10 protein-coding genes and 1 pseudogene are annotated in these 14,352 nt (G+C 44.3%); 8 read left to right on the top strand and 3 right to left on the bottom strand.

Annotated elements, in window-relative coordinates; all coding sequences use genetic code 11:
• Positions 1-7 precede the first annotated feature (7 nt).
• Entirely contained in the window at positions 8-1,480 is a 1,473-nt protein-coding gene (locus Q4592_RS02135; protein ID WP_303509176.1) for a mannitol dehydrogenase family protein, read from the bottom strand.
• Between the two features lie 339 nt (positions 1,481-1,819).
• Between Q4592_RS02135 and Q4592_RS02130 the strand changes: the two genes are divergently transcribed.
• The 4 genes from Q4592_RS02130 to Q4592_RS02115 all read left to right on the top strand — a co-directional run bounded on the left by Q4592_RS02130 (position 1,820) and on the right by Q4592_RS02115 (position 6,350).
• Positions 1,820-2,749, top strand: a complete 930-nt coding sequence (locus Q4592_RS02130; RefSeq protein ID WP_303509173.1) for a sugar kinase — start codon at positions 1,820-1,822, stop codon at positions 2,747-2,749.
• Positions 2,750-2,776: 27 nt separating this feature from the next.
• Positions 2,777-3,406 carry a bifunctional 4-hydroxy-2-oxoglutarate aldolase/2-dehydro-3-deoxy-phosphogluconate aldolase gene (locus Q4592_RS02125; protein ID WP_303509171.1) on the top strand — a complete coding sequence of 210 codons (630 nt, stop codon included), beginning with the start codon at positions 2,777-2,779 and terminating at the stop codon, positions 3,404-3,406.
• Between the two features lie 10 nt (positions 3,407-3,416).
• On the top strand, positions 3,417-4,508 hold the full coding sequence (locus Q4592_RS02120; protein ID WP_137672296.1) for a 3,6-anhydro-alpha-L-galactonate cycloisomerase: 1,092 nt from the start codon (positions 3,417-3,419) through the stop codon (positions 4,506-4,508).
• A gap of 228 nt (positions 4,509-4,736) precedes the next feature.
• Entirely contained in the window at positions 4,737-6,350 is a 1,614-nt protein-coding gene (locus tag Q4592_RS02115; protein WP_303509164.1) for a sugar porter family MFS transporter, read from the top strand.
• A gap of 71 nt (positions 6,351-6,421) precedes the next feature.
• On the opposite strand, the gene Q4592_RS02110 is transcribed toward Q4592_RS02115, so the two are convergent.
• Entirely contained in the window at positions 6,422-7,201 is a 780-nt protein-coding gene (locus tag Q4592_RS02110; protein WP_137672298.1) for an FCD domain-containing protein, read from the bottom strand.
• Positions 7,202-7,536: 335 nt separating this feature from the next.
• Here Q4592_RS02110 and aldA point away from each other — a divergent pair, with 335 nt between their 5' ends.
• The 4 genes from aldA (at position 7,537) to Q4592_RS02090 (ending at position 13,947) form a co-directional block, all read left to right on the top strand.
• Entirely contained in the window at positions 7,537-8,985 is a 1,449-nt protein-coding gene (gene aldA, locus Q4592_RS02105; RefSeq protein ID WP_303509156.1) for an aldehyde dehydrogenase, read from the top strand.
• Positions 8,986-9,213: 228 nt separating this feature from the next.
• Complete coding sequence (locus tag Q4592_RS02100; protein ID WP_303509153.1) at positions 9,214-10,575, top strand: RICIN domain-containing protein; 1,362 nt, start codon at positions 9,214-9,216, stop codon at positions 10,573-10,575.
• A gap of 189 nt (positions 10,576-10,764) precedes the next feature.
• Positions 10,765-11,226: a YhcH/YjgK/YiaL family protein gene (locus Q4592_RS02095; protein ID WP_303509151.1), complete on the top strand. Its 462-nt coding sequence runs from the start codon at positions 10,765-10,767 to the stop codon at positions 11,224-11,226.
• A 447-nt stretch (positions 11,227-11,673) separates the two neighbouring features.
• The gene (locus Q4592_RS02090) at positions 11,674-13,947 is read left to right on the top strand and encodes a beta-galactosidase (protein ID WP_303509149.1); all 2,274 of its coding nucleotides are present in this window, start codon (positions 11,674-11,676) and stop codon (positions 13,945-13,947) included.
• A gap of 165 nt (positions 13,948-14,112) precedes the next feature.
• Here the strand turns inward: Q4592_RS02090 and Q4592_RS02085 are convergent.
• A pseudogene (locus Q4592_RS02085) lies at positions 14,113-14,352 on the bottom strand (galactokinase); the annotation flags it as partial.

Genomic DNA, 14,352 nt, shown 5'->3' with positions numbered 1-14,352 from the left:
TTGTTTCCTAATTCACTGCAATTGAGTCGATAACCGACGCAATGCCATATTCTTCAATAGATACAAAGGCAGATTCGACTTGCTGACTAAACTTGGCGTTATCGCTTGCATGAGTACCAAAAATTTTGTTTATTGCGAGCAAGGCTTTAGCTTGGGCTAAAGGCTCGGCGTGGCTATCAACGATGTGCTTAAACTCGTCAGCCAAAGGGTCGACAATTTGCTCGCCCTTTTTCACTGCACCAATAATGGAGTGCATCCAACCGGCAATTAAAATAGGTAAGCAAGTCACTTTTAAGCCTTGCTTTTGTAGCTGTAACAAAGGGTCAACCGCACGCTGAGGAAGCTTTTGCGAACCATCCATCGCGATTTGTGCAGTTTTGTGTTTTACATTTGCGTTGCTAAAACGTTCGATAAGCAAACCGGCATACTGTTCCAAATCTACGTTCAAATTCGGGCTTAATGATTTAGCTTGCTCTTGGGTCATAAGCTTTAAGGTGGCGGCTTTAAATGTAGGGTCTTGCATACATTGGTAAATGTACTCGTAACCCGCTAAGGCACCGTTATAAGCCAAAAACGAGTGGCTACCATTTAACATGCGTAACTTCATTTCTTCGTAAGGCAAAACGTCGTTTACAAACATTGCCCCGGCCAAATCCCAATCTGGACGACCCGCGACAAAATTGTCTTCAATGACCCATTGGCGGAAGTCTTCACATACCACACCACAAGGGTCGGCATACCCCACTTCCACTTCAATGGCAGCAAATTCTTCAGCCGTCATCGCAGGACAAATACGGTCTACCATGGTGCTTGGAAAGCTAATATTCTGCTCAATCCAGCTGGCCAATTGTTGGTCCAGTTTTGCGGCGTAAGCGAGTACAGCATTTTTGGTAAGGTGACCATTTTCTGGAATGTTGTCACAAGACAAAATGCTAATGGGCGCTAAACCTTGATCACGTCTCACTCGTAAAGCTTCAGTAATTAAGCCTAAAGCAGAAACAGGAGCCTGCGGATTCGCTAAGTCGTGTTGAATTAAGCTATTTGCTTCATCCAGCAAACCTGACTGTGGATCAACGCAATAGCCTTTCTCGGTGATAGTCAGCGAAACAATGCTTACTTGTGGCTCAGCAATTTTGGCAATTGCTGCAGCAATCCCCGACACAGGCGTATGAATAGCCTCGGTAACGGTTCTCACTAAACGCGAACATACTGTGTCTTTAGATTTTTCGATAACCGAAAATAAGCAGTCTTGAGCAACTAAGTTGGCCACTAAATCTTCGCTGCCAAACATGTTTATTTCGCAAATGCCCCAAAGCTCACCAGACGCTTGGTTAGTTAAATCGTTATATACAGCTTGATGGCCGCGATGAAATGCACCAAAGCCAATGTGAACAATCTTAGTGTCTAACTGTTCCCTGTTATATGTCGTTACTGCTTTAAACCTATCTTGAAACTGGCTTAAATGATTACTTACTGCCATTTACTCACCCAACTGTTCAACCAATATGGCATTTATACCGACAAAATAGCCAGATAGCCGTGATTACAATCACAAAATGGTAAACCAATTACCCTTAAATGGCTAACTAAAATAAGTAAATAGTTTATCCAAAGTGAGTTTTTTATAATTAACCTCTTAAGTACATAGTGTAAATACCTAAATAAAACAACAAGTTAATAAAGCAATCGAATACTAAATGAAATAATTGTATTTAAATATCCGTAAAACTCATTTTGGTTGACCAAAATTAATTCATCCCATACCATCGGTTTCATTAAGGGATTAGCCCTTCTATTAAGCAATCAAATAGGACAGGTCATGTTTAGCGAAATATTAAGTTTTGGCGAGCCGATGTATGAATTCAGTCAGATTAAGCAGTCTCAAGCGATGCAGCCTGACTTTCTAAGTGGTTTTGGTGGGGATGTTTCTAACTTTGCGATTGCTGCAGCGCGCCAAGGTGCCAATGTAGGCATGATTACCCACCTAGGCGCAGATGAATTTGGTGAGCAGTTTAAAGCGCTTTGGCAACGCGAGTCAGTTGCTTTTGATTTAGTAGAAAGCAACGCCTCGGCGCATACCGGCGTTTACTTTATTACCCATAACGAAGAAGGTCATCACTTTTCCTTCTTAAGGAAGGGCTCTGCTGCCAGCCGAATAAGCAAGCATCAGTTACCCGTTGAAGCCATTGCTAACGCTAAGTTATTACATACCACTGCAATTACCCAAGCAATTAGCGATACCAGTTGCGACGCGGTATTTGCGGCAATAGAACTGGCCCGCAAAACAGACACTCTGGTCTCCTACGACACGAACCTTCGCCTTAAGTTATGGTCGCTCAATCGCGCTAAAGCCATTATTAATGAAACCATTTCACAGGTAGACATCTGCTTCCCTAGCATTGATGAAGCCCAGCTACTCACAGGCCTAACACATGCAGATGAGATCATTGACCACTACTTAACACTAGGGGCAAAAATTGTGGTGCTAAAACAGGGTTCTGAAGGGGCAACTGTGGCAGACCAACATGCTCGCTTTAGCATTAAACCACACAAGGTCACCGCGGTAGACGCCACCGCAGCCGGCGACTCATTTGCTGGGTCATTCTGTACTCACTATGTTCGCGGAGCAGAAATTCAAGATTGCTTAAAATACGCCAATGCCACAGCGTCTATCACTATTACGGGTTATGGCGCGGTCGCTCCTCTTCCTACTTTGGCGCAAGTTGAACAGCGTTTGAACCTTAACTAAATTCACAATGACTAAACGGATGTACCCATGGAAAATTTAAATGCACTACTAGAAAAATTCAAAGTGATTCCAGTTATTGCCATCGATAAGGCCAGTGACATTGTTCCGCTAGGCGAACAACTCGCAAATAATGGTTTGCCCGTTGCCGAAATCACTTTTCGCTCAGCAGCCGCCGAAGAAGCAATTCGTTTACTGCGAGCCGCCCAACCAGAGATGTTGATTGGTGCCGGTACCATTTTAAACGAGCAACAAGTGGTAGCCGCTAAAGAAGCCGGCGCAAGCTTTATCGTGTCTCCTGGTTTAAACCCAAATACAGTAAAAGCCTGTCAAAAACACAACATTGCCATTGTACCGGGCGTGAATAATCCCTCGGGTGTCGAGCAAGCCTTAGAACTAGGTCTGGATACCGTTAAGTTCTTCCCGGCTGAAGCGTCTGGCGGGATTGCTATGCTTAAATCACTGCTAGGTCCTTACACCAACATTAAAGTGATGCCTACCGGTGGCATTAATCAAAACAACATTGAAAAATATTTAGCCCTACCAGGTGTATTAGCCTGTGGCGGTACTTGGATGGTGGATAAATCACTTATAAATAAAGGTGATTGGGATACCATTGGTAAACTGGTTAAAGAGATTGTGGCGCAACTAGCCGATTAAGAGAATACCCATGAATACAACAATTAAGTCTGTTAACACACGTTTGTTTAAGATCCCGCTTGCCGAGATCTTATCTGACGCTAAACACGGTGACCACGACCATTTCGAGCTAGTGACCACCACCATTACCTTAGAAGATGGCAGCCAAGGCACCGGTTATACTTATACTGGCGGTAAAGGTGGTTATGCCATTAAAGCCATGGTTGAACATGACCTAGGCCCTGCGCTTATCGGCAAAGACGCCAGCCAAATTGATGAAATTTATGATTTCATGGAGTGGCACATTCACTATGTAGGTCGTGGTGGTATTGCCTCATTTGCTATTTCATCGGTAGATATTGCGCTGTGGGATCTCAAAGGAAAACGCCTTAATCAACCTCTATGGAAAATGGCTGGCGGCGAAGGCTCTAGCTGTAAAGCGTATTGTGGGGGTATCGACTTACAGTTCAGTTTAGAGAAGTTACTTGGCAATATTCAAGGTTACTTAGATAAGGGCTACAACGCGGTAAAAATTAAAATTGGCCGCGAGAATGCCGAAGAAGATATTGCACGGATTAAAGCGGTACGCGAGCTGATTGGCAGTGATGTTACCTTTATGATCGACGCCAACTATTCGCTAACAGTTGAACAAGCGATTGCCTTATCTAAAGCGGTAGAGCAATACGACATTACCTGGTTCGAAGAACCCACCATTCCAGATGACTACCTTGGTTATGGCCGGATTGCCGACGCCACTAGTATTCCACTGGCTATGGGTGAAAATTTACATACCATTCACGAATTCGAGTACGCCTTTGAGCGAGCTAAACTGTCATTTGCACAACCGGATGCGTCCAATTGTGGTGGTATTACCGGTTGGCTTAAAGCAGCTCGCTTAGCCAACCAGCATAACGTTCCAGCTTGCTCTCATGGCATGCAGGAGTTGCACGTTAGCTTGGTATCATCACAGCCCAACTCTGGCTGGTTAGAAGTGCATAGCTTCCCGATTGATGAATATACCAAGCGCCCATTAGTCGTAGATAATCACCGTGCTATTGCACCAGATACACCGGGAGTTGGCGTAGAGTTTGATTGGGATAAGATTTCCACTTACGAAGTTTAACTCAGCCCGCTTCTATCGATAAAACACCGCTGTCCTCAGCGGTGTTTTTTTATTCTTTTCTCAAGCACCACTTTCTCATGTTTGCTAATTAGCAACAAATTCATTAATAAACCTCACAAACAACAACCAATTTAAAATAAAGATCAACCAATATCGATCTTGATCGCCAAATTGGTTATCCAAAGGTGTTTAAATAGCTGTCGAATATCACCCCTTTGAGGATAAGAAATGGACATAAAAACATGGAATGCCTATAAATATGCGTTAATCGTTGCTATCGGCGGCTTTGTATTCGGCCTAGATGCAGCCATTATCTCTGGCACAGTGCGCTACATCGCCTCTGAGTTTTCACTTAGCGACATTCAAATTGGTACGGTTGTAGGCGCGCCAAGCCTTGGCGCTATTATCGCGTTGTTTTTTGCAGGCAAAACAGCCGATGCCTTAGGCCGTAAGAAAACACTGATTATTGTGGCAGTGTTGTATTTGTTCTCGGCACTGCTGTCGGCAATGGCAACCAGCTTTATGATGCTGACTATTGCTCGCTTTATTGGCGGCCTTGCCTTTAGCTCATTGTCACTCGCATCAATGTACATTGGTGAAATTGCCCCCGCTAAACAACGCGGCAAGCTTGTATCGGCTAACCAATTCAACATTGTGATTGGCTTATTAGCCGCTTATTTTATTAACTACTATTTAGTGACTAATGTCAGTGAAAACTCTCTGCTGTTTTCGCCTAGCACTATTTGGCGAACAATGTTGGCCTCGGAACTTATTCCCGCTTTAGCTTGGGTAATCTTGTTATTTAGAGTGCCTGAATCCCCACGCTGGCTGTCAATGAAAGGCCAACATGATCAAGCGCTAGTAGTATTAAACAAGATTCTGCCCCAGCAACGGGCCATTGAAGTACAGGCAGAGATCCAACAGAACCTAAATGAGCATAAAGATACCGAAAGCGTTACCCAGCAACTTAAACTGTTGTTTTCATCACCCATGAAAACCGTTTTTGCCATTGGTTTTATTATGGCTGTGGTACAGGGTATTACCGGCATGAATGCCATTCTATTTTATGCGCCTACGGTATTTGAGCAAATTGGCTTTGGTCTTAATGCCTCATTCCAGCAAGCCATTTATATTGGTATAACCAGCGTTGTATTTACGGTATTGGCGATTTTCTTTATCGACAAAGTAGGCCGTAGGCCGCTACTCATACTGGGTTTAGTGGCCGTAGTATTAAGCCATGCAACCTGCTGGTATGGTTTTAGCAATGCCACTTACAGCGTTAACCAACAAACTATCGATAAGCTGGAAGAAGTGATTGATACCACCCCGCTCACCGCGCAAATAGGTAAGCAATTTGAAGACGACGTAAGCTTTAAAGAAATGCTCGCCAGCAACTACGACGCGAACACCTTAAGGTTAAACGAAGGGCACATTATTGAAGCAGCCATTAGCGTTAACCCAATGCTGATTTTGATTGGTATTTTGGCGTTTATCGCCGCCTTTCATATCTCAATTGGCCCTATTATGTGGGTATTGTTTTCGGAAATATTTCCCAACTCAGTACGTAGCGTAGCAATCCCAATGTTTGCTTTGGTGACCAGTATCGCGAGTTACCTCATTCAACAATTTTTCCCTTGGCAACTAGCAACCTTTGGCGCGGCCAATACTTTCTTAATGTATTCAATGTTTGGCTTAATAGGTTTAGTACTGTTGTGGCCACTACTCCCAGAAACCAAAAACAAAACCATTGAAGAGATAGAAGGCACCTTGGTAGGCCAAAGCAAAGGGAATTCAGCCCCCAGTGAACAAGAAGAAGCCAGTTCTGGTGCGCCAGCTGCCTAGCTAGACGCAAGAAAAAATCATAAAAAAAGCCGCTAACGATTAGCGGCTTTCTTCATCTAAACAGGGCTAGCTTAATGGCTTTCAGTAAAGTTACTGTCGAACTCCATCGCAAAGAAGTAATCGTCTAAATCCGTGTCGCTATTATCTGAGCTGGCGATTTTAAGTAGCTCTTGCTTACTGTTTTCTATGTGCTGCCATACCGCTTGTTTGGCATCTTCTGGCGAACGCTTTTGCAAGGCTAACAAAATACGCTTGTGGTCGTTAATCCACATTGACTGTAAACGCTCTTCATGTAAAAACTGGTGATTTAGCTCATTCCACAAAGGGTTGGTAGTACGTACCGTACTCCACATGTCTACCGCTTGATTTATTAATACTCGATTCTGAGTGGACTCAGCAATCAAGCTATGGAACTGCTGATCAAGCTCTTCAAACCTTTCACTATCGCCGTTAATTTCGCTTTCTTGTAACTGCAAAACACGTTTTAACTCACGCAGTTCATTAAACTTAATCTGGGTGGCAGCAAACCCTGCAATACTGCTCTCGATAATTTGTCGAGCCTGCAGTAGTTCAAACGGCCCCACATCACTTTTTGGTAAAATGGTGCGTTTGCTGACTTTTTCCGGTGAATCGATAAAGTAGATACCCGCGCCTTGGCGCACCACAACTAAACCTTTCAACTCAAGCATAATAACCGCTTCGCGAATGGTTGCCCGGCTAGTTTCAAAGCGCTCGCTTAGCTCTCGCTCCGATGGCAGTCGCTCGCCCGCTTTAAAAACTCCAGAAAACAACAGCTCTTCGATTTGAACGCCAATATCGTAATAGCGTCGCTTGGTATCCATCTTAGCCATAATGCAATTTAACCTTTGAAAAAAATTTAAACCACTTAGTTTTTGGTAAATCAATTCAACTAAGTTCTAGACCGAATCCGGAATAGTACCGCCTTTTAGCCCAAACTTGTAGTCAACCTTATCTACTCAGGTCTCATTTTGTCCGAAATTGTACTACTAATACAAAAATCTACATTAAACACATGATATTTCAAAAATACTTATCAAATCTCGGCAGGGCAAGTGGGCCATTGAAGCAAGATGTGACTCTCATCACTGAAAAGGTTAACCAGTTAAGCTTAAATACATAAATTGGTTTACCAGATTAATTCAACTAACAATCTAAAGGACGTTAGATGAACACAGTTTCACACAAAATGTTTATTGATGGCGAGTGGCGAGTATCCGCAACTGGCAACACCATCGAAGTTGTTAACCCTACTAATGAGCAAGTAGTAGGTTATGCACCACAAGCCAGCCGCGAAGAAGCAGCACAAGCTTTACGTTCATCTGAGTTAGCCCAAAAAGAATGGGCCAGCTTACCCGCTCAAGCAAGAGCAGACTTAGTTAGCGCGCTAGCCGATGCCCTAGAAGCCGACGCAGAACGCTACGCTGTAATGTTAACTCAAGAGCAAGGTAAGTTACTTAGCGATGCTCGCGGTGAAGTGGCTGGTTCAGTAGGCTTTTTGCGCTACGCAGCAGAATCAGCAAGACGTATCGAAGGCGAAATAGTTACTAGCGAAAACCAAGATGAGCAAATTTGGATCCAGCGTGTTCCATTTGGTGTAACCGTAGGTTTATTAGCCTGGAACTACCCTCTCGCACTGGCAGCTCGTAAACTCGGCAACGCTTTAGTCACTGGCAATACCATGGTAGTAATGCCGCCAGCAGATACGCCGCTAACTGTATTAGAATTTTCTAAGTTGATTGCACAAGTTGGCTTCCCTAAAGGGGTGGTAAACATTGTCTCAGGTTTAGGCGGCGAAGTGGGTGACGAATTGGTTCGTAACCCTATCACCAAGCTTGTGACCTTAACCGGTAGCTCTGAAGTGGGCTCTATTTTGTACCGCTCTGCATCAGAGAACATCACCGCATTGAATTTAGAGCTAGGCGGCAAAGCTCCTTTCATTGTGTTGGACGACGCCAACGTAGATGAAGTGGTTGAGATTGCAGTTAACTCTGGCTTTGGCAACTGCGGCCAAATTTGTACCTCCAATGAGCGTATGTACATCCATCAGAGCATTTACGCTGAGTTCATGGATAAATTCATTGCCAAAGTTAAACAACTTAAGGTTGGCGATCCCATGCTTGAAGGCACTAATGTAGGGCCAAAAGTTAATGCTCGCGAAGTAGAAAAGCTCGTTGAAATGATCGCAAAAGCGAAGGCCGACGGCGCAACAATCGCCTGTGGTGGCAGCAAGCCAGCTGGCCAAGAGTTTACTAAAGGCTATTGGTTTGAACCTACCGTGGTGACCAATGTTACCAATGACATGGACATTATGAAGCAAGAGGTGTTTGGCCCAATAGTCGCAGCCATGCCTATCGATAGCCTTGAACAAGCGTTGCAATACGCTAACGATATTGATTTGGGTTTGTCTGGTTATGTATATACCAATGACATGCGCAAAATCATGCAAGTAGTAAATCAGTTAGAAGTGGGCGAAATATACGTAAACCGCCCGAACGGAGAACTACTAAACGGCTTCCACACTGGCTTTAAACGCAGTGGTATTGGCGGCGAAGACGGCAAGTACGGATTGGAGGGTTACCTGCAAAAGAAAACCATTTACTTGAACTACCAGTAAGAATTTCTATTCCTTTTTGACAATTGTTAGCACTTTGCCTTGGTAGTAATACCAAGGCCTTTTTGCTTTTAAGCCCTCATGTTTAATGTCCGCTGCCATCAACAAAACCTTGTTTAGCTCACACCCACAACAAAAGGTTAACAAAAACATAAAATTGATCGACCAAATCACAAAAATAGGTTAATAAGCATGCGATATTTGCTTGCACTTTAACCAGGGAGATAAACAATGAAAGGATTCACCAAACATTCAATCTTAATGGCGTGTGGTATTGGCTTAGCAATAAATGCAACAGCTGCTGATTGGGATAACATCCCCATTCCTGCCGAACTAGACGCAGGACAATCTTGGGAGTTACAACAAAACTATTCTGACTCTTTTAACTATTCAGGCAAAAACAGCACGTTTACCGGCAAATGGAAAGACAGTTACTTTCATAGCTGGACAGGCCCAGGCCTTACTCACTGGTCGAGCGATGAATCGTGGGTTGGTGACGGCAACCTCATCATTAGTGCTTCGCGTCGCCAGGGCACCAACAAAGTAAACGCAGGGGTCATCACCTCTAAAACCAAAGTAAAATACCCCATCTTTTTAGAAGCCAGTATCAAGGTGAGTAACTTAGAGCTTTCTTCCAACTTCTGGTTGTTAAGCGAAAACGACCAGCGTGAAATAGATGTATTAGAGGTATACGGTGGCGCTCGCCAAGATTGGTATGCCAAGAACATGTCGACCAACTTTCATGTTTTCTTCCGTAATAACGACAACTCGATAAAAAATGATTACAACGACCAGACTCACTTCACGCCCACTTGGGGAAACTACTGGCGTGACGGTTTCCACCGCTTTGGTGTGTATTGGAAGAGTCCAACAGACGTTACTTTTTACATCGATGGTCAAAAAACCACAAAAGGCGCTTGGAGCCAAGTGGTAATGAAAGACAAAGATTACACCGGTGCAATTCTTGATAAGAGCCGCTACAACATGGATCAAGAAGCCTTCATTATTATTGATACTGAAGACCACTCTTGGCGCTCTGAAGCAGGCCACATCGCCACTGATGCAGATTTAGCCGACAGTGATAAAAACAAGATGTATGTAGATTGGATCCGCGTATACAAACCAACGGGTGGTTCCACTACCCCACCTACTGGCGATATTACGCCACCGAGTGGTTACACCAATTTACAACTGGCACACAGCAATCGTTGTGTTGATGTCATCAATGGCGCCTTATGGAATGGCAGTACTTACCAGCAGTATTCGTGTAACACGGGCAACAACAATCAACGGTTCAAGTTTACTAAAATAGCCAACAATCAATACAGCATTAATGCCAAGGTAAGTCAGCTTTGTATGGAGCTTGCGTCTGGCAGCTCGGCAAACGGCGCTAAGGTGCAGCAATGGATATGTAATCACGCCAACTCTAATCAAACATGGAGCCTAGAAGACAAGGGCAGTAATACTTTTGAAATTAGAAATAAGCAAAGCGGAAAATGCTTAGAGGTCGCCAATAGTTCAAACGCAAATGGTGGACAAATTAGGCAATGGGCCTGCACTGGCGCGACTAACCAGCGCTTCAAATTCTTGTAGTAACGCACTAAGTACACTATTGCAAAAGATTCACTACAAGCCACTCAACGTCATAAACAGGAGCGCTTGCCTCCTGTTTATGACGTTTGCTCAGCGCGTTAAGACCACATAACAATGTAACGCCCTTAGCAGCCAAACAGTCAGCTTTATCCCCTTAAACCAAAAATTTAAACAACAGGAAGTAGTAAGATGTTATTTGGAAACGTAAACAAGCTCTCTTTAGTGAGTTATGTAAACCCGTCTTTTCCTAAGTGGATTGATGAGGCAATGGCCATTGCTCAGCAACAACCCGATGGAAAATATACCTTATCGGATGAATCAGTTTTTGTATTACTGATGTCCCCTGAAACCGAACCCTTTGAAAAACGTAAAGCCGAGATCCACAAGCAGTATCTTGATATTCAAGTGGTTCTAGAAGGTGAGGAAAACATTGGCTATACCCACGAACTGGCCGAAGACGCTCTGCGCTTAACCGAGCTAGAAAATGATGTCGCTTTTTTTGAGCGAGCCAGTAACGAGCAATTGGTACATCTCGCAAAAGGTGATTTTGCCGTATTTTTCCCAAATGAAGTTCATCGCCCACTTTGCGCAGTATCAGCGCCGATGAAGGTACGAAAAGCCGTGATCAAAATTCCATTAACTGCACTGTAATACCTTGTATCTAGAGTCCCTCTTTAGCACCTAGTTCTAAATCTACTTAGGGCATATGAAGATGCTTAGCTTAAATAAGCTAAGCGCTCTTTCGACTTATCTGGCATCCGCTTTTCTCAACACACCACTGAAATAACTAACCCAAGATTCGCCTGCAACGCGCGCCTAATAAAGCCTATCAGTAGCGAAAACAACTCAAGCGACTCGGTGTGAAAAACCAAGTCGTGCCTTGGTTCACATATTACTAAAATTGGTTATCCAATTTATACAATTTGGTTGACACAAAGGCCGTAAAAGCAATTAATAGACTCAGATAATTTTAATTCGCTTTAACGGCAGCACCTCAGCCTTAACAGTGACGAGCCTAGCGCTTATTATTGTTTAATCTTGTGGTTTAGTGACCACCTTAGGCCGAGCAGTAGCTTGCTTATATTACGAGGAGAAGTAATGAATACACGCTTATCGGCTGAGGATGCTCGCGTTATCTCTGAGCACGAAACATCGATTTTAATTTATGATTTTGCCGATCAAATCCCTTCAGCGTTTAGCTTCAGTAACGTAGACGCCGAGCTTGTTAGCAGCGGACAAGGCGTTACCGCTGGCCAGCAAGCACTAAAAGTTAGTACACACAGTAAAGAGAACTTCTACACCTCTATTTTTATTGAGCCAGAACAGCCATTTGATTGGAGCCAGCTACCCCACTTTTGTTTTGCATTTGATGCTACAAACCTAGGCAAACGTTCTACGCAAATATTCATCAACATCTTTGATAAACAGGGGCAAATGCATAGTCGCAGTATTAACGTACAAGGCAACTCATGTAAAACCTACCTTAATGAATTAAAAGGCAAATACCTTAAAGGTGGCCTTAATTATCAATCGGGCTTTCGCTCTAACCCTGCCTCTTGGGATACGCCATTTCACTACGCCACCTGGATGTGGGGAGAAATGAATATAGACCTCAGTGCAGTGGCTAAAATTGAACTGAGTATTCATGGCACCTTAATCGATCACCAACTGGTATTAGACAACTTTAGAGTAATTCTCACCCCCGATAGCAATCCCGACTTTCTTAAAGGCTGCTTAGATAAGTTTGGTCAAAATGCTGCGGTGGACACCGCAGAGAAAATTCATTCTGAAGAACAGTTGCTCTCTGTCACTGCCGCTGAACTTAAAAGTTTAGAACAAGGTGCCATGCCGCAACGCTCTCGCTTTGGCGGTTTTACTGGCGGCCCGCAATTGGATGCTAGCGGTTACTTCCGCGCCGAAAAAATTGAGGGTAAATGGTCTTTGGTTGACCCAGATGGCTACCCTTACTTTGCCACCGGCTTAGATATTATTCGCCTAGCTAACTCATTTACCATTACCGGCGTAGATTACGACCATTCTACTGTTGCAGCGCGCAGCAACGATGATGTGACACCTGAAGACTCAAAAGAAAAATTGGAAATTAGCCAGCAAGCCTTTGATTCAGCCTTTGTCGCGAACCAAACCCGTAGAGACTTTTTTGAGTGGCTGCCAGATTACGATGACCCATTGGCGGAACATTACAGCTACATGCGAGAGCTGTTTGAAGGACCAGTAGATCGCGGTGAGATCTTTAGCTTTTACTCGGCAAACTTACAGCGTAAATACGGGCAAGATGGCCAAGACTACATGGCCAAATGGCGCGAAGTAACCATGGATCGCATGCTCAACTGGGGCTTCTCTTGCTTGGGTAATTGGACAGCACCAGAGTTTTACGATAATAAAAAAATCCCTTATTTTGCCAATGGCTGGATCATTGGTGAGTTTAAAACCGTCACCAGCGGCGATGACTTTTGGGCGCCTTTACCCGACCCATTCGACCCAGTGTTTAGAGAGCGCGCCGAAGCCACCGTTAGCCAAGTTAACGCCGAGATAAAAGGTTCACCTTGGTGTGTAGGTATCTTCATCGACAATGAAAAGAGCTGGGGCCGCATGGACACGGTGAAAAGCCATTATGGCATCGCCACCCATACCTTGGGTCGCAGCGACCAAGATAGCCCAACTAAAGCGGTGTTCACTCAAGCCTTAAAAGACAAATACAGCAGCATTGATAAGCTCAACCAAGCTTGGCAAAGCGATATTAGCTCTTGGGAAGATGTGGCTGCGGGTCTCACCGACCTTGGCCATAACGAGGCTCAGCTTAACGACTACTCTATGTTATTAGAACTCTACGCCAGCGAGTACTTCAAGGTGGTGAATGAGTCGTTAAAAGCACAACTCCCAAATCACTTATACCTAGGCGCTCGCTTTGCCGACTGGGGGTGCAACCCTGAGGTAGTGAGGGCCGCAGCCAAACATGTAGACGTTGTTAGTTACAACTACTACAAAGAAGGTTTGCACCCTGAACCTTGGAAGTTCTTAGCCGAAGTAGATATGCCAAGCATTATTGGCGAGTTCCATATTGGCGTTAAAGAAGGCTTCTACCATGCCGGACTAGTCACCGCGAACGATCAAACCGAGCGTGGAGAGATGTTTGAAGATTACCTTAACTCGGTGATTGATAACCCTTACTTTGTGGGCGCGCATTGGTTCCAGTACATTGACTCCCCTATCACCGGTCGCTCGTTTGACGGCGAGAACTACAACGTAGGTTTTGTTGGCATTACTGATGTTCCCTACCAACCAATGGTAGACGCCGCTAAACGGGTAAATGGCAATATGTACCAACGCCGCTTTGGCAAAACCAAAGACTGAAGTCTGATTTAGGCAACAACAAAGAGGAGCTTGCTCCTCTTTTTTTTAGCTCGTTATATCTACTAGGGATTGTGCACAGAAAGAGCTTTAAGGCGAAATTAGCTGCAATAAAAAAGCCCGGCACAAGGCCGAGCTTTTATCTGCTGAATGTTCGCTGCAAGAGGCTTAATTTATTGCACCAGCACCTGGCATCGCCTTACACACGTAAATACTCTCTTTTAAACCGGTCACAGTTTGGTATTGCTGCTCCACTGCTTGGCATACCTCATCGACCAATTGAGGCGGCATAAGCGCCACAATACAACCACCAAAGCCACCACCAGTCATACGTACGCCACCTTGGTTACCCAGCACCTGTTTCACGATATCCACAATGCAGTTCACTTCCGGTACGGTGATTTCAAA

It is taken from the genome of Agarivorans sp. 1_MG-2023, assembly GCF_030548385.1.
In the GTDB taxonomy this organism is placed as follows: Bacteria; Pseudomonadota; Gammaproteobacteria; order Enterobacterales; family Celerinatantimonadaceae; genus Agarivorans.
The sequence above is the reverse complement of the archived record's forward strand: the minus strand, read 5'-3'. Positions and strand labels throughout refer to the sequence as shown.

What these genes read in the sequence shown, in the direction of transcription:
- Q4592_RS02135 (WP_303509176.1), bottom strand. Translation starts at nt 1,480, where the DNA reads ATGGCAGTAAGTAATCATTTAAGCCAGTTTCAAGATAGGTTTAAAGCA.
- Q4592_RS02130 (WP_303509173.1), top strand. Translation starts at nt 1,820, where the DNA reads ATGTTTAGCGAAATATTAAGTTTTGGCGAGCCGATGTATGAATTCAGT.
- Q4592_RS02125 (WP_303509171.1), top strand. Translation starts at nt 2,777, where the DNA reads ATGGAAAATTTAAATGCACTACTAGAAAAATTCAAAGTGATTCCAGTT.
- Q4592_RS02120 (WP_137672296.1), top strand. Translation starts at nt 3,417, where the DNA reads ATGAATACAACAATTAAGTCTGTTAACACACGTTTGTTTAAGATCCCG.
- Q4592_RS02115 (WP_303509164.1), top strand. Translation starts at nt 4,737, where the DNA reads ATGGACATAAAAACATGGAATGCCTATAAATATGCGTTAATCGTTGCT.
- Q4592_RS02110 (WP_137672298.1), bottom strand. Translation starts at nt 7,201, where the DNA reads ATGGCTAAGATGGATACCAAGCGACGCTATTACGATATTGGCGTTCAA.
- aldA (WP_303509156.1), top strand. Translation starts at nt 7,537, where the DNA reads ATGAACACAGTTTCACACAAAATGTTTATTGATGGCGAGTGGCGAGTA.
- Q4592_RS02100 (WP_303509153.1), top strand. Translation starts at nt 9,214, where the DNA reads ATGAAAGGATTCACCAAACATTCAATCTTAATGGCGTGTGGTATTGGC.
- Q4592_RS02095 (WP_303509151.1), top strand. Translation starts at nt 10,765, where the DNA reads ATGTTATTTGGAAACGTAAACAAGCTCTCTTTAGTGAGTTATGTAAAC.
- Q4592_RS02090 (WP_303509149.1), top strand. Translation starts at nt 11,674, where the DNA reads ATGAATACACGCTTATCGGCTGAGGATGCTCGCGTTATCTCTGAGCAC.